Genomic DNA, 18,054 nt, shown 5'->3' with positions numbered 1-18,054 from the left:
GCGAGTCGCGGGACCGCCCCTACCAGCTCACCGGCAGCGCCTTGCCCTCTTCATAGCCGGCGGCCGACTGCAGACCGACGAAGGCACGGTCGTGGAACTCCGCCACGGTTGCCGCGCCCGCGTAGGTGAACGATGAACGCACCCCCGAGGTGATCATGTCGAGGAGATCCTCCACGCCGGGACGCAAGGGGTCGAGGTAGATCTTCGACGAGGAGATGCCCTCGGCGAACAGCTCTTTGCGCGCCCGCTCGTAGGGGTCGAGGCGTCCGAAGCGGGCCTGCACGGCCTTCGTCGAGGCCATCCCCCACGATTCCTTGTAGATGCGGCCGTCTGCGTCGCTCTGGAGTTCGCCCGGCGCCTCGATCGTGCCGGCGAACCAGGAGCCGATCATGACGGATGCGGCACCCGCGGCGAGCGCGAGAGCGACGTCGCGCGGATAGCGGACGCCGCCGTCCGCCCAGACGTGCGCGCCCACCTGGCGCGCGGCCTCGGCGGTCTCCAGAACGGCGGAGAACTGCGGTCGCCCCACGGCGGTCATCATCCGCGTCGTGCACATCGCACCGGGGCCGACGCCGACCTTGAGGATCGTCGCTCCGGAATCGACCAGATCGTTCACGCCGTCCGCCGTGACGATGTTGCCCGCCACGATCGGCAGACCGAGATCCAGCTCCGACACGGAACGCAGAGCCCGGAGCATCCCCTCCTGATGACCGTGCGCGGTATCCACGACCAGGACATCGACTCCGGCCGCCGCCAGCGCCTTGGCCTTCGCCGCGACGTCGCCGTTGATGCCGATCGCTGCGGCGACCACCAGCCGACCCTGGGCATCGAGCGCCGGACGGTAGAGCGTGGACCGCAACGCACTGCGAGCGCTCAGCGTCCCGACCAGGTGCCCGTGGTGGATGACGGTCATCATCTCGACTCCGGCGTCGGTGATCACATCGAACGCATGGCGCTCCGAACCGATGTCGTCGGCGTCGAGCGATGGCGTGCCGGAATGCACGAGGTCGCCCAGCTGTGCATCCGGCAGGGCCGTGGCGAGTCGAGACGCGGGCAGGATGCCGAGAATCCGGCCCACGTCGAAGGGAGCGCGTCCGGCCGCGACGACCACGCCATGCCCGGCGACCGCCGGGACGAGTCGGAGCGCGTCTGACACGGATGCCTCTGGCGGGAGTACGAGCGGTGTATCCCAGAGCACCGGCTGGCTCTTCACATCTCGAATCGCCGCATCCAGGTGCTGCAGCGGCATGTCCTGCGGGAGCACGCCGATACCGCCGCGCCGGGCGAGCACGGCCGCGAGTCGCGGACCCGTCACGGAGTTCATGTTGGACGCCACCAGCGGAAGGGTCGCAGCGGTGCCGTCCCGTGGCGCGAGATCGACCTGGAGGCGACTGGAGACCGCGGATCGGCGCGGCACGAGAAAGACGTCTGAATAGGTCAGATCGACGGTCGGCAACGCACCTGAGAACTCCATGCCCCCACGCTACTCACGTCGGGCCGTGTTCGGCTGGTGGTGTGGGAGATTCGCCCGGGAAACACGTTAGGCTTGTTCGTTGAGAGTGTGCGATCCCGGGCGCATCCTGCCCCTTGGACCGTGCAGACAGATTCAGCGATGAAAGAGGGCGATTGAGCGTGTCGAACCAGGTGACCGGCGACGGGGGGTTCGGAGCCAATTCCTGGCTCGTCGAAGAGCTCTACGAGCAGTTCAAGGTGAACCGCGACTCCGTCGACAAGGAGTGGTGGCCGATCCTCGAGAAGTATCAGCCGGAGACCGCCGCTCCCCCGGCAGGCGAGGCCGCACCGGCCACACAGACGGCTCATCCGGTCACCGCCCCCATCCCGGTGATCGGCGCGCAGCCCGTCGCCCGGACGACCACCAAGCCGGCCGCCGCCGCCCCGATCCCCGCCCAGGCACCGAAGCCCGCGGCGAAGAGCGATCCCGTCGAGGCGACCGAGGAAGACAAGGTCACTGTCCTGCGCGGCATGACCAAGACTCTCGCCGCGAACATGGACGAGTCCCTCGCCGTCCCCACTGCGACCAGCGTGCGCACGATCCCGGCGAAGCTGATGATCGACAACCGCATCGTCATCAACAACCACATGGCCCGCACACGCGGCGGCAAGATCAGCTTCACGCATCTCATCGGTTGGGCGCTCATCCAGACGCTCAAGGAGTTCCCGAGCCAGAACGTGTTCTACGCCGAGGTCGACGGCAAGCCGTCTGTCGTCGCGCCGGCGCACGTGAACCTCGGCATCGCGATCGACCTCCCCAAGCCGGACGGCACCCGCGCCCTCATGGTGCCGAGCATCAAGCGTGCCGACACGATGACCTTCACCGAGTACCTCTCCGCCTACGAGGACCTCGTCGGCCGCGCCCGGGGCAACAAGCTCACCGCTGCCGACTTCCAGGGCACGACGCTCTCACTCACCAACCCGGGCGGCATCGGCACCGTGCACTCCGTGCCCCGTCTGATGAAGGGCCAGGGCGCCATCATCGGCGCCGGCGCCCTCGAGTACCCGGCCGAGTTCCAGGGCGCCAGCGAGAAGACGCTGAACGAGCTCGCGATCGGCAAAACGATCACCCTGACCAGCACCTATGACCACCGTGTCATCCAGGGCGCCGGCTCCGGCGAGTTCCTCAAGAAGGTGCACGAGCTGCTCATCGGGCAGCGCGGCTTCTACGACGACATCTTCGCGGCCCTGCGCATCCCGTACGCCCCGATCCACTGGAACGCGGACATCGCCGTCGACCTCGCCGAGCGCGTCGACAAGACCGCCCGCGTGCAGGAGCTCATCAACTCCTTCCGTGTGCGCGGCCACCTGATGGCTGACATCGACCCGCTGGAGTACGTGCAGCGTTCGCACCCCGACCTCGAGATCGAGACCCACGGCCTCACGTTCTGGGATCTCGACCGCGAGTTCGTCACCGGTGGCTTCGGCGGACGACGTGTCGCGAAGCTGCGCGAGATCCTCGGCGTCCTCCGCGACTCCTACTGCCGCACGCTGGGCATCGAGTACATGCACATCCAGGATCCTGAGCAGCGCCGCTGGTTCCAGGAGAAGGTCGAGCTCAAGTACCAGAAGCCCGGCCACGACGAGCAGCTGCGTGTGCTCCGCAAGCTCAACGAGGCCGAAGCGTTCGAGACCTTCCTGCAGACGAAGTTCGTCGGACAGAAGCGCTTCTCGCTCGAGGGCGGCGAGTCGCTCATCCCGCTGCTCGACGAGATCCTGCAGGGTGCGGCGACGGCCGGCCTCGAGGGCGCCGCGATCGGGATGGCGCACCGTGGTCGCCTGAACGTTCTCACCAACATCGCCGGCAAGACCTACGGACAGGTGTTCCGCGAGTTCGAGGGCACTCAGACTCCGGGCAACCAGCGCGGCTCCGGTGACGTGAAGTACCACCTCGGCACCGAGGGCACCTTCATCGCGGATGACGGCGGCGAGCTTCCCGTCTACCTCGCCGCGAACCCGTCGCACCTGGAGACCGTGGACGGCGTGCTCGAGGGCATCGTCCGCGCCAAGCAGGACCGCCACCCGATCGGCACCTTCTCGTGGCTGCCGATCCTCGTGCACGGCGATGCCGCTTTCGCCGGTCAGGGCGTCGTGGTCGAGACGCTGCAGATGTCTCAGCTGCGCGGCTACCGCACCGGCGGCACGATCCACGTCGTGGTCAACAACCAGGTCGGGTTCACCACCACCCCGACGGATGCCCGCACCTCGGTGTATGCGACGGATGTCGCGAAGACCATCCAGGCACCGATCTTCCACGTGAACGGCGACGACCCCGAAGCGGTCATCCACGTCGCCCAGCTCGCGTTCGAGTACCGCGAGCGGTTCCACCGCGATGTCGTCATCGACCTCGTCTGCTACCGCCGACGTGGCCACAACGAGGGCGATGACCCCTCGATGACGCAGCCGCTGATGACCGACCTCATCCAGGCGAAGCGGTCCGTCCGCCGGCTCTACACCGAGGCTCTGGTCGGCCGCGGTGACATCACCGAGCAGGAGTACGAAGAGGCGAAGGCCGACTTCCAGAACCGGCTCGAGATCGCCTTCGCCGAGACGCACGCGGCCGAGACCGGTGCCACACCGATCGCCCCGGTCACCGCGCATGTCGATGAGCAGGAGGGCGCCCCCGACGTCACCGGCGTCGCGAACGAGGTCATCCAGCTCATCGGCGATGCCTTCGTGAACAAGCCGGAGGGCTTCACCGTGCACCCGAAGGTGCAGCAGCTCCTCGACAAGCGCGCGGACATGAGTCGCAACGGCGGCATTGACTGGGCGTTCGGCGAGCTGCTCGCCTTCGGCTCACTGCTGTTGGAGGGCACCCCGGTGCGCCTCGCAGGGCAGGATGCCCGTCGTGGCACCTTCGTGCAGCGTCATGCCGTGATGCACGACCGCACCAACGGACAGGAATGGCTGCCGCTGGCGAACCTCTCCGACAGCCAGGGCCGCGTCTGGGTCTACGACTCCCTGCTCAGCGAGTACGCCGCTCTCGGCTACGAGTACGGCTACTCCGTGGAGGCACCGGAAGCGCTGGTGCTGTGGGAGGCGCAGTTCGGCGACTTCGTCAATGGCGCCCAGTCGGTCATCGACGAGTACATCTCGGCCGCCGAGCAGAAGTGGGGCCAGTACTCCGGCGTCACGCTGCTGCTCCCGCACGGCTACGAGGGTCAGGGACCCGACCACTCCTCGGCGCGCATCGAGCGTTTCCTGCAGCTGTGCGCACAGGACAACATGATCGTCGCGCGCCCGTCGACGCCGGCTTCCCACTTCCACCTGCTGCGCCGTCAGGCATACGCCCGGCCGCGCAAGCCGCTGATCATCTTCACGCCGAAGGCGATGCTGCGCCTTCGCGGGGCCACCAGCCCGGTCGAGGCGTTCACTCAGGGCCGCTTCGAACCGGTCATCGACGACGACCGCGGGCTCGACCGCAGCGCCGTCAAGCGCGTGCTGGTGCACTCCGGCAAGATCCACTGGGATCTGCGCAGCGAGCTCGAGAAGAACCCGAACCCAGAGGTCGCGCTGGTGCGCCTGGAGCAGCTGTACCCGACCCCGATCGGCGAGCTCAAGGCGATCACGGACTCGTACCCGAACGCCGAGCTGGTGTGGGTGCAGGACGAGCCGGAGAACCAGGGTGCATGGCCGTTCCTCGCGCTCGCCTTCGCCGATGTCCCCGGTGACCGCACGTTCCATCCCGTCGCCCGCGCCGCATCCGCGTCGCCCGCGACCGGATCCTCGAAGGTGCACGCGGCCGAACAGGCCCGACTGCTGCGCACCGCGCTCACCGTCGGCTGATTCACGCCAACAGAAAAGGGGCATCCCGACTTCGGTCGGGATGCCCCTTTTCACGTGCACGGCACGGCGGTCGCGGCTTCAGCCGGCGCTGAGCGGCACCCGCTGCTGGAATCGCTCATCGGAGCTCAGCCCTTCGCGGGTCCGTTCGAGGGCCTGCTCGTCGCCGCCGGCGGCCGCCAACGCGAGCAACGCCGCGCCGAGAACGGGCGGCGCGTCGACGACGCTGAGCTGCGCGCGCGGTGCGACCCTGTCGAGTCCGTCGCGGATACCCGCCAGGAGCAGCGGATCCCGCGACCGGGCGACGCCTCCCCCGAAGACCACCGGCACCGCGATGTCGTGCAGGTCGAGCCTGCGCACGCATGCCTGCACGAAGGCGACGACCTCCTCGGCCTGCCTCTGCACGATGCTCTGCGCCACGGCATCGCCGGCGTGCGCTGCTTCGAACACGAGCGGCGCCAGCGCCGCGAAGCCGTCGTGATCGCGTTTACCCAGATGGACGTCCTCGATCAGCTCCGCGACCGACGGTGCGTCGACGCTGCGCAGCAGTAGCGCACGCAGTGCCGTCTCGGGTCCTCTGCCGTCCTCGGCACGCGCAGCATGCCAGACCACTGCATCACCGAGTTCGCTGCCTCCGCCCCAGTCGCCGGACAGCGGACCGAGCGCAGGGAAGCGCACGACCACTCCGTCGGCCCGCACGCCGATCGCATTCATCCCGGTGCCGCAGATCACGGCGACCGCATCGGGCGAGTCGGTCCCGGCCCGCAGCAGGGCATGCAGGTCGTTCTCGACAGCCACCGCCGTATCGGCCCATTCCCGCCCGACGATGGCCGAGCGGTACGCGACGATCTCCTCCGCGAGATCCAGACCCGAGAGATACAGGCTCACCTGGATCAGCTCCCGTGGATCGCGCCCGTCGAGCGCACGACCGATCAGAGCATCGATCACCCGCACGGATTCGTCGAGACCCTCCAGTTGAGGACTCGAGCCGGTGCCACGCTCCCAGGCGAGCACCTCTCCCGTGGCGTCGAGCAGCACGACGTCGGTCTTCGATCCGCCCCCGTCGACGGCGAGGACGAGGCCCGACGACGCTGTCACGCCCACTCCAGGAACTGCGAGTTCGCCGCCAGGAGCAGATCCGTGAGGTTCTCGGCTCGATCGTGCTGAAGCACCAGCGGGTGGGCACGCATCGCGCGAAGCACCCGGTCGCGTCCGCCGTGGATCGCCGCATCCAGCGCGAGGCGTTCGTATCCGGCGACAGCGCTGATCAGCCCGCTGATGTCGTCAGGGAGCGCGGCCACCGGCTCGGCGACGAACGTGCCGTCGATGTGCCGCGCCGGCACCTCGATGACGTGATCGTCCGGCAGGAACGGCAGAACGCCATCGTTGCGGAGGTTCACGACGCGCGGCACGTCCGTGCCGCCACGGATGGCGATGAGAAGCTCGATCGCTGCTTCCGAATAGAAGGCTCCACCCCGCTGTTCCAGGATCGCGGGCTTCGTGTCCACCGTCGGATCGGCGTACAGTCCGAGCAACTCGTTCTCGATCGCCCGCACTTCCTGGGCGCGCGTGGCGTGGTGGCGCTGCTCATGCAGGACCTCGTCATGCGCGTAGTAGTAGCGGAGGTAGTACGACGGGATCACACCGAGCTGCGACAGCAGCGCCGGTGCGAGCTCGACGTCGTCCGCGAGTCCCTGCAGGTTGCTGTCCAGGAGTCCCGGGAGTACATCCTTGCCGTCGACGAATACGCCACGCTCCCACGTGAGGTGGTTCAACCCGACGTGCGCGAGTCCCACCCGGTCGGGTTCGACCCCGGCCTCGGCCGCGAAGCGCCGCTGGAATCCGATAGCGACGTTGCATAGTCCGACGGCCCGGTGCCCGGCCTGCAGAAGCGCGCGGGTCACGATGCCGACCGGGTTCGTGAAGTCCACGATCCAGGCGTCGGGTTTCGCGTGCGTGCGCACGACGTCGGCGATCCGCAGGACGACGGGTACCGTGCGCAGCGCCTTCGCCAGGCCGCCGGGTCCCGTCGTCTCCTGTCCGATGCAGGAGACCTCGTGCGGCCATGTCTCGTCCTGCTCACGGGCGTCCTGCCCGCCGATGCGCAGCTGGATGAGTACGGCATCCGCGTCGCTGACTCCGGCGACCAGGTCATCCGTCGCCGTCAGGCGAGCCGGGTGACCGGCGCGAGCCAGCATCCGCCGGGACACGCCGCCGACGAGATCGAGCCGCGAGCGGTCGCTGTCGACCAGCACGATCTCCTCGATCGGCAATTGCTGCTGAAGTCGGATGAATCCGTCGATCAGCTCCGGGGTGTAAGTCGATCCACCGCCGACGATGGCGAGTTTCATCTGCTCTCCTTGTTTCTGTGCTGTGTCTGCGCCCGATGGTCGGACGTCACTGGGTGGGAATGCGCTCTTCGAGGCGTTCCCTGATCTGTTGCACCAGCAGGCGGCGAGCGCCCACCAGTACCGCGGTGCTTCCCGTCGTGCTGAGGTTGACGGTCGGCGCGGGGCGTTCGCCATCGGCCGTGCGCGCCGTGACAAGGGCAGCGAGTCGCGCACCACAGGCGAGAGCGGTCGGGCCGCCGAGGACGACCATCGCGGGGTCGAGCACGGCGAGCACGGGTTCGAGGGTGAGGACGATGCGCTCGGCGATGGCGTCGAGTGCATCGGGGTCGTCGGCGAGCGCGGCGATGTCCTGGGGATACCGTGCGTCGGCGCCGCCGAGCAGCTGCAGAACGGCGTCGGAGCCGAGCAGAGCCGTGGTGCCGGCTCCAGGGGCGCCCGGGGCCGCGGAGACCGTGAGGTATCCGATCTCGCCGGCGCTCCCGTGCGCGCCGCGATGGACGCTGCCGCCGAGGTCCACGCCGACACCGAGACCGCCTCCCATCCAGAGCAGCGCGAAACTGCCGGCATCCTGCGCGACGCCGATGGCGCGCTCGGCCATCGTCGCGAGATTGACGTCGTTCTCGAGAGTCACCGCGACACCGAGCGACTGCTCGATCCGCCGCCGCGATCCCGTCGATGGCCAGCCTGGCAGCGAGTCCGTCAACGAGATCACATCATGCTCGTGGCTCACCGCCGCCTGCACCCCCACCGTCACGGCTTCGACGGTGTGATGCTCGGCATCGGCCGCCGCGCAGGCGGCGTCGATCGCGCGTCGGATGTCGCCCTCCGGCGATCGCTCGGCCTTGTCGACGGGGAGTTCGATGATGGGATGCTCGGCCGCGGCCGCGTCGACGAGCACCGCCTGGATGGTGTCCTCGAGCATGCTCACCGCGACGCCCGTGATGCGATCAGTGCGCACACCCCAGCTCACCGCGCTCGGCCCGCGATTGCCGGACACCTCGCCCACCGGACGCACCAGGTCGGCGCGTTTCAGGCGCGCGATCATCTGCGTCGCCGTCGGCTTCGACATCCCGGACAGCTCTCCCAGCCGGGTGCGCGTCAGCGGGCCGTGCTCGAGGAACAGGTGCAGCGCTTCGCGGTCGTTCCTGGTGCGCAACCAGGACGAAGTCCCCGGATCGATCTGTGACATGAGATTCCCTTGGAGGATGCCGCGACTCACACCGAGCGGAGTTCGCGGCGGACCTCGTCGCGGAGTCGGCCGAGGTTGTCCGGTTCGGGAGCGGCTCCGAGCAGGGTGCGGGTGTACTCGTGCTGGGGGTCCAGGATGACGTCGTCAGCCGGTCCGCGTTCGACGACGTCGCCGCGGTAGAGCACCATGATCTCGTCGCTGAAATGCCGTGCGGTCGCGAGATCGTGAGTGATGTAGAGGACGCCGAGGTTCTCCTCCCGCTGCAGATCCGCGAGCAGGTTCAGCACCTCCAACCGGATCGACACGTCCAGCATCGAGACCGGCTCATCGGCGACGATGAACCTCGCCCCCGGCGCCAACGCCCTGGCGATCGCGACCCGCTGGCGCTGCCCACCGGACAGCTCGTGCGGGCGACGATCCACGTAGCTCTCCGCGGGAGTGAGGCGCACGCGATCGAGCAGCTCCAGAGTGCGTTCACGCACCTGATCGGCGGACAGGTGCGGGTGATGGATACGGATCGGGCGTTCCAGATGGTGCCCGATCGTGTGGAAAGGGTTCAACGACGCGAACGGATCCTGGAACACCATCTGCACCTGTGACCGGTACGCCGCAACATCCCGGCCCCGGGAGCCGGTCCGGTGCCCGTCCAGGAGGATCTGCCCGCTCGTGGGAGATTCCAGCTTCATCAACATCCGGGCGATCGTCGACTTCCCCGACCCGGACTCCCCCACCAGCGCCACCGTCTTCCCGGCCGCGATCGTGAACGAGACGTCCTTCACCGCGTGCAGAGTGTGTGTGCGGAACCCCGACCGGAGGGTGAAGTTCTTCACCAGGTTCCTGGCCTCCAGAGTGGATGTCTCGTTCATCGGACCTGCTCCTCGATCGATGCGCCGGTGCGAACGAAATCGCCGCGCTCACCCTTCAGCGACGGGAAGCTGGAGAGCAGCTTCTTCGTGTACTCATGCTGCGGAGCGCGGTAGATCTCCTCCGCCGTGCCCTGCTCCACGATCTGCCCCTGCAGCATCACCGCGATCCGATCACTGATCTCGATCAGCATCGGCAGATCATGCGTGATGAAGATCACCGCGAATCCGAGTCGCTCGCGCAACCGCATGATCTCGCGGATGATCCCCCGCTGCACCACGACATCCAGCGCCGTCGTGGGCTCGTCCATGATCATCACCTGCGGGTCCAGGGCCAGCGCCATCGCGATCATCATCCGCTGCCGCATTCCGCCGGACAGCTCATGCGGAAACGACGTGAGACGGGAAGGATCCACCCCCACCAGGGTGAGGAGCTCCTCGGCGCGCTCGGTCTTCGCCTTGCGGCTCATCCCCGGCCGGTGCGTGTCGAAGATGTCGAAGATCTGCGCCCGCACACTGATGACCGGGTTCAACGAGTTCATCGCCCCCTGGAACACCATCGAGATCTTGTCCCAGCGGAATACCCTGAGCCCTTCGGCCCCCAACGCCACCACATCGATGTCCGTGCCAGAACGATCGTGGAACACGATCTCGCCGCTGGTCATCAATGCCGGCGCCTTCAGCAACCGGTTCAGCCCGTACGCCAGCGTTGTCTTCCCGCACCCGGATTCTCCGGCAAGGCCCAGGATCTCCCCACGATTCAGCGTCAACGACACATCGCGGACAGCCTTCACCGGCGGATCCACCTCGTACTCGATCGACACGTTCCGCGCCGTGAGAACTGCCTCAGGAACGTTCATGCGACTGCCCCGTCTCCTGCGATGCCGACGCCGGCCCGACGGGCGCGGCGCTGTCGCCGCGCCGCCTGAGGGGCGAGACGCAGCTTCGGGTTCACGATCTCGTCGATCGCGAAGTTGATCAGGGACAGACCGGTGCCGATCAGGGCGATGATGGCGCCCGGCGGTACGAACCACCACCACGCGCTGCTGCCGACGGCTTGGCCGGTCTGCGCATCGTTGAGCACGGTGCCGAGCGTGATCGATCCCGTCGGTCCGAGACCGAGGTAAGACAGACCGGCCTCTCCGAGCACGGCGAAGATCACACCGAAGATCAGCTGTGCGGCGAGCAGCGGCACGAGGTTCGGCAGGATCTCCACGAAGATCACCCGCATCGGTCGTTCACCGGCGACGACAGAGGCCGCGACGTAGTCCCGCGTGCGCAGCGACCGGGCGGTCCCGCGCAGCACCACGGCAGATCCTGCCCAGCCGGTGATGCCGAGCACGAGGGCGACGAGCAACGAACTGCGTGCCAGCGCCCCCAGTCCGTCGGTGTTCTGCACGTACGCGGCGATCACCATCACCAGCGGCAGGCCGGGGATGACGAGCATGATGTTGGTCACCAGGGTCAGGACTTCGTCGAGGACGCCCCCGAAGTACCCGGCGAGCACTCCGAACACGAGTGCGAGCACCAGTGAGACGAGGCCGGCCACCACGCCGACGAACAGCGATCCCTGGGTTCCGGTCGCGATCTGCGAGAGAACGTCGTAGCCGAGCTTGGTGGTGCCCAGCGGATGCTCAGGACTCGGCGGGAGCAGAGCATCGAAGCTCGCGTCTCGCGGGTTGCCGAGGAAGAGCGGGCCGAAGAGACCGAACAGCACGATCGCACCGACGATGATGATCCCGGCGAGGAGCTTGCCCGACATCGTGAGCCCGCCGCGTCGGCGTCTGCCGCCGGATTGCGAAACCGCGACAGCATGGGTGGTGTCGGGGGGAGAAATGAGAAGCGTCTGCTCAGCCATCGCGTCGTACCCTCGGGTCGATGAATCCGTAGACCAGATCCATGAGGAAGTTGGCCGCCAGCACAGTCAGCGTGATGACGAGGAAGACACCCTGCATGAGCGCATAATCCAGCCCCTGCACGGCCTGGATCATCAGCTTTCCGATGCCGGGATAACTGAACACCTGCTCGGTGACGATGGAGCCGGCGACGACGAACCCCAGGGCGATGCCGAAGCCGGAGAGGCTGGGGATCGCCGCGTTACGGGCGGCGTAGGCCGTGCGGATGCGGGAGCGTGTCAGCCCCTTCGCCTCCGCGGTGATGACGTAGTCCTCCGCCATCGTCTGCACCATCATGTTGCGCATCCCGAGCAGCCATCCGCCGACCGACGAGATCACGATCGTGGTCGCCGGCAGGATGGCATGCACCAGCGTGCTGGCGATGAAACCCGGACTCCACTCGGGACCGGCGGGGTATTCGAAGACGTCATACCCGCCGATGATCGGCAGCACGCCCCACTGCACGGAGAACACCGCGACGAGGACGAGCGCCAGCCAGAAGTAGGGCACGGACTGCAGGAAGGTCGTGAACGGGACGAGCTGGTCGACCCAGGTGCCGCGCAACCACCCCACCCACGCGCCGGCGATGATGCCGATCACGAAGGAGATGATGGTGGCGGCACCCACGAGTGTCACCGTCCACGGCAGCGCCGCGGTGATGAGCTCGCCTACCGGAGCCGGGTATCGGGTCGAAGAGACCCCGAGATCACCGTGCAGCAACCGGCCCCAGTAGGCGAGGTACTGATCCCACAGACTGATGTCATCTTCCGCGCCGAGGATGGAGCGGATCGACTTGATCGTCTCCTCGGATAGCGGCCTGCCACCACTGGCACGCCGGAGCTTGCCCAGCATGATCGCAGCGGGGTCGCCCGGCAGGAACCGCGGCAGCAGAAAGTTGAGAGAGATCGCGGCCCACAAGGTCACGACGTAGAACGTGATGCGTCGTAGCCAGAACTTCATGGGGTCCTCCCCTCGATGAATCGGTCCATGGGATGTGGTCCCTTACTTCTCGGTGGGACGCAGGTGCGTGAGGATCACTGCCGACGCGGTCGACAGGTACGGCAGTGGCGACGCGTACAGGTCGTCCTCGGTGGGCCAGCCGGTGAAGTCCTTCGTGTTGAAGAACGACTGCGAGGCGTTCAGCACCACGGGGATGTACGGCAGATCCTTGGCGATCTCCGCCTGAGCGGCCGCGTACGCCTCCTTCTTCACGGCCTCGTCCTGCGTCGCTCCGGCCGCGATGACAGCCTGATCGACGGTGGGGTTCGAGTAACGGCCGTAGTTCTGGCCGGCGGTGGGTGCCTCGCCGACCTTGGCCGTGGCCTCGGTCGCGAAGTAGGTGTCGTAGGTCGAGAACGGGTCGGCCACCAGCGACTGGGTGAGACCGTAGAGCGCCATCTGGTACTCGCCGCTCTCGAGCGGCGTCCAGTACTCGGCGTCCGACACGGTGCGGGCGTTGATGCGGATGCCGGCATCCGCAGCCTGCGCGCTGATCAGCTTCGCCGCGTCGTTGTAGTCGGTCCAGCCGTCAGGCGAGAACAGGTCGAGTTCGATGGCGACGCCGTCCTTGCCGTAGAAGCCGTCGGCATCCTTGGTGTAGCCGGCGGCTTCGAGGATCGCGCCTGCTGCCGCAGCGTCAGGACTCTGCGGGCTCTCCAGGAGAGACGGGTCGCTGAGCCACTTGTCATCGCGACCCGGCAGCACGAAGCTCGGGGTCGAGATGCCGCTCAGGCCGGCGAACGCCTTGGAGCCGATCGCCTCACGATCGATCGCGACGTTGATCGCCTGGCGCACGGCCGGGTCGGTCTGGGCACCCTCGCAGCCGAGCGCTGCATTGGCGCACGTCATGATGACCGTCGGGTCCTGCTGCTGGTTGATCGTGGCGTTGCGTCCATTGGACGTGACGTTGTCGGGGTTCGCGATGAACTGGCCGACCCAGTCCAGCTTGCCCGTCTTCAGGAGATCTTCGGAGGACTGGTTCGAGTCGATGCCGACATCCTGGACCTCCTTGATCGCGACCTCCTCACGGAATTCCTTGTTCGCCTCGAGCGTGTAGGCCGCGTCCGTGAACGACTTGAGCGTGTACGGGCCGGAGCCGACGGGCTCAGGGTTGGTCTCGGTGGCGAAGTCGGTGATGTCGGCCCAGATGTGCTCGGGGACGATCCACATGCCGCCGAGGATCTGCGACGCGGCGGTGAACTTGGGTGACGAGTACGTCACGACGACGGTGGTGTCGTCGGGAGTCTCGACGCCGACCATGTCCTTGTCGACGTTGTTCGCGTAGCCGAAGGTGAAGGCGACGTCCTTCGACGTGAGGTCTTTGCCGTCGCTCCACTTGAGGTCTGGCTTGATGGTGATGGTCAGCGTCTTGCCGTCTTCGCTGTATTCTTACGAGTCTCCGATCAGGCCGACGGGCGCCTCGTCGGACAGCTGATTGAAGAAGAAGAGCGGCTCGTAGATCGCGCCGAACGTCATGTGCGTCGCCGTCTCGGTGGCGAACGGGTTGAAGTTGTTCGTGATCGGGGTCATATGACCCGACCACATCCGGATCGGGCGTTCGCCGGCGTCGGTGGAGCTGCCGCCGGGCGCGCAGCCGCCCAGGGTCAGTGCGAGCGCAGCTGCGCCCGCGACAAGAGGAAGAACTTTCCTCCAGCGGTTGTCCTGCATGGGAACCTCGTCTCAAGTGCTTCGTTGCTCAGTGAGAGCAGGGCGGAAGGGCATCCACCTGGAGACGAGGTTATAGGAAAGGTCCTTTTCAGAAAAGACCTTTCCAATTATTTTGTGAAGATTCTTTTCTTGGATCTCTGGGCGACGGTCACGACGACGGCCACCGCCGCGAGCACAGCCGGTACGAGGAGCGCGGATGCCGCGAGCGCGAGCAGCCCTGCGCAGAGGATGGCGGCGATCGCCGCCATCCACCAGCCTGCACTCCCCCGCTCCAGGATGCGGACGGCGGCGATCATGCCCAGGGTGTAGATCGCGACCATGCTGGCCGTGTGGATGAGGATGAACGGCTGAAGATCGAGATCTCTCCCGAGCAGCAGCCCGAAGTAGACGAGACCGATCGCCCCGGTGAGCAGAAGAGCGCGACGCGGCACGGCACCGTTCTCCGCCCCGCGTGCGAACCACCGCGGCAGGTCGCCGGTGAGCGCCAAGGATGCGCCGAGTTTCGCGAAGGCGGCGAGATACACGTTCAGGACACCGATCGCGACGATGGCGGCGACGGCGCCGATCATCACGGGAGCTGCCCCCGGCGCACCTTCTCTCGCCAGGTCGAGCAGCACGACACTCCCGCTCCCCGCTCCAGCCCCGAGCGCACCGACCGTCACCACCTGAAGGGCGAGGTAGGCCGCTCCGGAGATGACCAGGGTCACCGCGGTGGCGATCGGGATGACCCGGCGGGGATGCGCGAACTCACCGGAGATGTGCGTGCCGACCTCCCATCCCGCGAAGGCCCAGACGAACATCACGATCGCTGTGCCGACGCCGCCCCAGCCATGCGGGAGGAAGGGGGCGAAGTTCGCCGGGTCGACGGCCGGAGCGGCGACGGCGACCACCGTCACGACGACGCCGAGCAGGAGCGCCATGAGCACCAGCTGCAGCCACCCCGCCACTCGGACGCCGAACAGATTGACGCAGAACGGGATCACGTAGAACGCGAGGGCGACGAAAGGCACGGCGGCGCGATCGATGCCGAGCACCGCCGAGATGTACTGCGCCCCGAGCGTCGCGACCACCGGTCCCCCGGCGGCGACGCCCAGCAGAAACCAGTAGCCGGTCGCACGGGCCGCGGTATCACCGAGCGCACGGCGCACGTAGCTCGCGACGCCGCCAGGGTCGGGATAGCGTGCTGCGAGGACGGCGAACGTTCCGGCCAGCGGGATCGCCAGCACCGTCACGACGGCGACCGACACGAGGCTCGCCGGCCCCGCCTCCCTCGCTGCGAGCCCGGGGAGCACGAGCAGACCGGTGCCGAGCACCGAAGCGAGGTACAGGGCGATGCCCTGCAGAAGACCGAGCCCGCCGGTGGAGCGGGGCGTCAACGTCGTTGCCATCCGCCCATCCTCGGGCATCGGACCCTGCTGTCCGACCACCTGCACAGACAACGATCGTCGTTTCTCGGTCAATCATCTGGGCGAGGCCGGTGCGGCGCACCGGCCTCTACTCAGTACCAGATGTCGAGCGACGGCGACGGCAGCGCGATGAAGGCCCGGTCGAGTCGATCGATGATCTCGGCATCCGCGCGGATGAGCCCCGCGGCGTGCAGCGAAGACGCCCGCACCCCGCCCGCGTACAGCGCCGACAGCGCGGCGATGCCCATCTGGACGTCTGCCTCTTCGCCATGCACCGCGTCGATGTGGGTCCGGCCGCCGGCCTCCACACGCAGCAGCCAGTCCCCTGCGGCGAATCCCATCTCGTCCTCGATGCGGATCACGACGTCGAGAGGGGCCGAGAACGTCCGCGCGGCCAGAGCCGCCGGCACATCGAGAATGCGCAGCCAGCCGTGGTCGTGCAGGGTCTGCGTCACCCCCCGCGGGTCGGCGACCAGCCACGGGAGCGGGTCGTCGATCGGGCGGAGATCGGCGGTGACCTCATCGACCAGGTCATGCTGGAGCGCGAACCGCCAGAGCGCGGCGAGAGCCTCCGGCGTCTCGGCGACGAGCAGCCGGACGCTCAGGCTGAAGCGGAACGTGTTGCCTGTCTCGCTGACGGTGTACGCCAGGACGCCTCGAACCTCTCCCGCCTCATCGAGATAGCGGACCCCGCGGACCTTCTCGCGGTCGGAGTCCGGAGCCAGACCCGCGTGCCCTTCCCATCGCCCCGGCCACCCGGGGATCTGTCCTGCGCGCGCGGACCGAGCCCGCTCGTGCACGACTCCGAGGTCTGCGGCCAGCGCCTCCTTCTCCACGAACTCGATGCGTCCTGCGGAGGACGGACCTGCCCATCCGGCTCTCCGCGTGTCGACCGTGAAGCGGGCCACCGGGATCGCCGCGCCGAATCCGTAACGACCGTAGATCGTCGCCTCCGAGACGGTGAGTCCCGCGACCGGGACGCCGGCCGCAGCGGCGGCGCGAAGTTCGCCCTCCAGCAGCGCTCTCGCGATTCCTCGGCGCCGATGCGTGGCGGCGACGGTGACGACGCTGATCGCCCACATGTCCACCTCGGCGCCACCAGGAACGGTCAGCGGCGTCGCCCAGGAGTTGATGGTCGCAACCGGCAGGTCATCGTCAGCAGCGCCGGCGTTGTACACGCCCGTGTTGCGGCGGGCTTCGAAGGGGGCCCGACCGTGTTCCAGGGATTCTTTGGTCGGCTCGCCGCCGAGGAAGCCGCGTGACACGGCTCGCTGAAAGGCCGTCGCGTGCGCCGGATCACCGAAATCGACAAGACGGTACTCGAGCCCGTTCTCGGCGAGTCGGGCGGCGGAGGTCTGGTCGGCGGGAATCTCCCGCGCGTCGATGGAGCTCATGCGACCCACCCTATCCAGAGGGGCGGACGCCGCACTCGACTCAGTGCTGCGAAGCCTGCACCTCGCGCAGACGCGCGAAGACCTGGTCGCGCAGCTCCTCCGGAGCGCTCTCCTTGCAGGCGCGGGCGATCACCTCGGTCAGCGTGGTGGCGACGAGTGCCTCATCCCGGCAGGAAGGGCAGCTCTCCAGATGCTCGCGGATCTCGGTGTGCTCGGTCTTGCACACCTCGTTGCGGAGGTACTCCTCCAGATCCTGACGCGCTTTCGCGCAGCCGCAGTCGCTCATCTCTTGCTCCTCGTGTCTGCCGCGGCGATGCCCCGCTCTGCGGCGTAGTCGGCCAGCAGCTCCCGCAGCATCCGTCTGCCCCTGTGCAGACGACTCATCACGGTGCCGATGGGCGTCTTCATGATGTCGGCGATCTCCTGGTAGGCGAACCCCTCGACGTCGGCGAGGTACACCGCGAGACGGAAGTCCTCCGGTACCGCTTGCAACGCGTCCTTGACGACGGATGCCGGCATCCGGTCGATCGCCTCCGCCTCAGCCGAACGGCTGTGCGAAGCCGTGGTCGACTCCGCCCCGCCCATCTGCCAGTCCTCGAGCTCGTCGATCGTGCCCTGATACGGCTCGCGCTGCTTCTTGCGATAGATGTTGATGTACGTGTTGGTCAGGATGCGGTAGAGCCAGGCCTTCAGGTTCGTCCCCTGCGTGAACGTCGCCCAGGACCCGAACGCCTTCACGAACGTCTCCTGTACGAGGTCGGCCGCATCGGCCGGATTGCGCGTCATACGCATCGCCGCGGCGTAGAGCTGATCCATAAACGGGATCGCCTGCTCCTCGAATTCACGCCGTGCGTCGCCGATCGTGTCTGCAGTAGCCGTGTCATCCATCACCGGCCAGTCTAGGCCGCTGATGTCCGCCGTCTCGCGCTCAAGCGTGGCGAGCATGGGTGTCTCCTTCTCGGCGAGTGGGGCGCCGTTCACTAAGGTGGAAACC

General features: G+C 67.5%; 14 protein-coding genes and 1 pseudogene. 1 reads left to right on the top strand and 14 read right to left on the bottom strand.

All coding sequences use genetic code 11. From position 1 onward, the window contains the following. Positions 1-19 precede the first annotated feature (19 nt). Positions 20-1,474 (bottom strand): GuaB1 family IMP dehydrogenase-related protein, encoded by a 1,455-nt coding sequence (locus MRBLWH12_RS02765; protein WP_363545848.1) that lies wholly within the window; start codon positions 1,472-1,474, stop codon positions 20-22. 158 nt (positions 1,475-1,632) lie between these two features. Between MRBLWH12_RS02765 and MRBLWH12_RS02760 the strand changes: the two genes are divergently transcribed. Further along, on the top strand, positions 1,633-5,298 hold the full coding sequence (locus MRBLWH12_RS02760) for a multifunctional oxoglutarate decarboxylase/oxoglutarate dehydrogenase thiamine pyrophosphate-binding subunit/dihydrolipoyllysine-residue succinyltransferase subunit (RefSeq protein ID WP_363551287.1): 3,666 nt from the start codon (positions 1,633-1,635) through the stop codon (positions 5,296-5,298). Positions 5,299-5,376: 78 nt separating this feature from the next. Here MRBLWH12_RS02760 and MRBLWH12_RS02755 read toward each other — a convergent pair whose 3' ends face one another. The 13 genes and pseudogenes from MRBLWH12_RS02755 to MRBLWH12_RS02695 all read right to left on the bottom strand — a co-directional run bounded on the left by MRBLWH12_RS02755 (position 5,377) and on the right by MRBLWH12_RS02695 (position 18,005). Then, positions 5,377-6,393, bottom strand: a complete 1,017-nt coding sequence (locus tag MRBLWH12_RS02755) for an N-acetylglucosamine kinase (RefSeq protein ID WP_363545845.1) — start codon at positions 6,391-6,393, stop codon at positions 5,377-5,379. After that, positions 6,390-7,646, bottom strand: coding sequence for a 6-phospho-beta-glucosidase (locus MRBLWH12_RS02750; RefSeq protein WP_363545843.1), 1,257 nt, complete (start codon positions 7,644-7,646; stop codon positions 6,390-6,392). The genes MRBLWH12_RS02755 and MRBLWH12_RS02750 overlap by 4 nt, the downstream gene beginning before the upstream one ends. 46 nt (positions 7,647-7,692) lie before the next feature. After that, the gene (locus MRBLWH12_RS02745) at positions 7,693-8,835 is read right to left on the bottom strand and encodes an ROK family transcriptional regulator (protein WP_363545840.1); all 1,143 of its coding nucleotides are present in this window, start codon (positions 8,833-8,835) and stop codon (positions 7,693-7,695) included. 26 nt (positions 8,836-8,861) lie between these two features. Then, positions 8,862-9,701, bottom strand: coding sequence for an ABC transporter ATP-binding protein (locus MRBLWH12_RS02740; protein WP_341975254.1), 840 nt, complete (start codon positions 9,699-9,701; stop codon positions 8,862-8,864). After that, positions 9,698-10,558: an ABC transporter ATP-binding protein gene (locus tag MRBLWH12_RS02735; RefSeq protein ID WP_363545837.1), complete on the bottom strand. Its 861-nt coding sequence runs from the start codon at positions 10,556-10,558 to the stop codon at positions 9,698-9,700. Before MRBLWH12_RS02735 ends, MRBLWH12_RS02740 begins: the two co-directional genes overlap by 4 nt. Then, entirely contained in the window at positions 10,555-11,556 is a 1,002-nt protein-coding gene (locus MRBLWH12_RS02730) for an ABC transporter permease (RefSeq protein ID WP_363545834.1), read from the bottom strand. The genes MRBLWH12_RS02735 and MRBLWH12_RS02730 overlap by 4 nt, the downstream gene beginning before the upstream one ends. Then, positions 11,549-12,553: an ABC transporter permease gene (locus tag MRBLWH12_RS02725; protein WP_341975257.1), complete on the bottom strand. Its 1,005-nt coding sequence runs from the start codon at positions 12,551-12,553 to the stop codon at positions 11,549-11,551. The genes MRBLWH12_RS02730 and MRBLWH12_RS02725 overlap by 8 nt, the downstream gene beginning before the upstream one ends. A gap of 42 nt (positions 12,554-12,595) precedes the next feature. Then, positions 12,596-13,966, bottom strand: a pseudogene (locus MRBLWH12_RS02720) (ABC transporter substrate-binding protein); the annotation flags it as partial. A gap of 15 nt (positions 13,967-13,981) precedes the next feature. After that, the gene (locus tag MRBLWH12_RS02715; RefSeq protein WP_363545831.1) at positions 13,982-14,260 is read right to left on the bottom strand and encodes a hypothetical protein; all 279 of its coding nucleotides are present in this window, start codon (positions 14,258-14,260) and stop codon (positions 13,982-13,984) included. A gap of 107 nt (positions 14,261-14,367) precedes the next feature. Beyond that, complete coding sequence (locus MRBLWH12_RS02710) at positions 14,368-15,648, bottom strand: APC family permease (protein ID WP_363545829.1); 1,281 nt, start codon at positions 15,646-15,648, stop codon at positions 14,368-14,370. Positions 15,649-15,758: 110 nt separating this feature from the next. Beyond that, positions 15,759-17,060: a GNAT family N-acetyltransferase gene (locus MRBLWH12_RS02705; protein WP_363545826.1), complete on the bottom strand. Its 1,302-nt coding sequence runs from the start codon at positions 17,058-17,060 to the stop codon at positions 15,759-15,761. A gap of 40 nt (positions 17,061-17,100) precedes the next feature. Beyond that, complete coding sequence (locus MRBLWH12_RS02700; protein WP_341975262.1) at positions 17,101-17,346, bottom strand: zf-HC2 domain-containing protein; 246 nt, start codon at positions 17,344-17,346, stop codon at positions 17,101-17,103. Then, positions 17,343-18,005 carry a sigma-70 family RNA polymerase sigma factor gene (locus MRBLWH12_RS02695; RefSeq protein ID WP_341975263.1) on the bottom strand — a complete coding sequence of 221 codons (663 nt, stop codon included), beginning with the start codon at positions 18,003-18,005 and terminating at the stop codon, positions 17,343-17,345. The genes MRBLWH12_RS02700 and MRBLWH12_RS02695 overlap by 4 nt, the downstream gene beginning before the upstream one ends. Between the last annotated feature and the right edge of the window lie 49 nt (positions 18,006-18,054).

Source organism: Microbacterium sp. LWH12-1.2, assembly GCF_040675825.1.
GTDB lineage: Bacteria > Actinomycetota > Actinomycetes > Actinomycetales > Microbacteriaceae > Microbacterium.
This window is presented reverse-complemented; position numbering and strand designations above follow the sequence as displayed.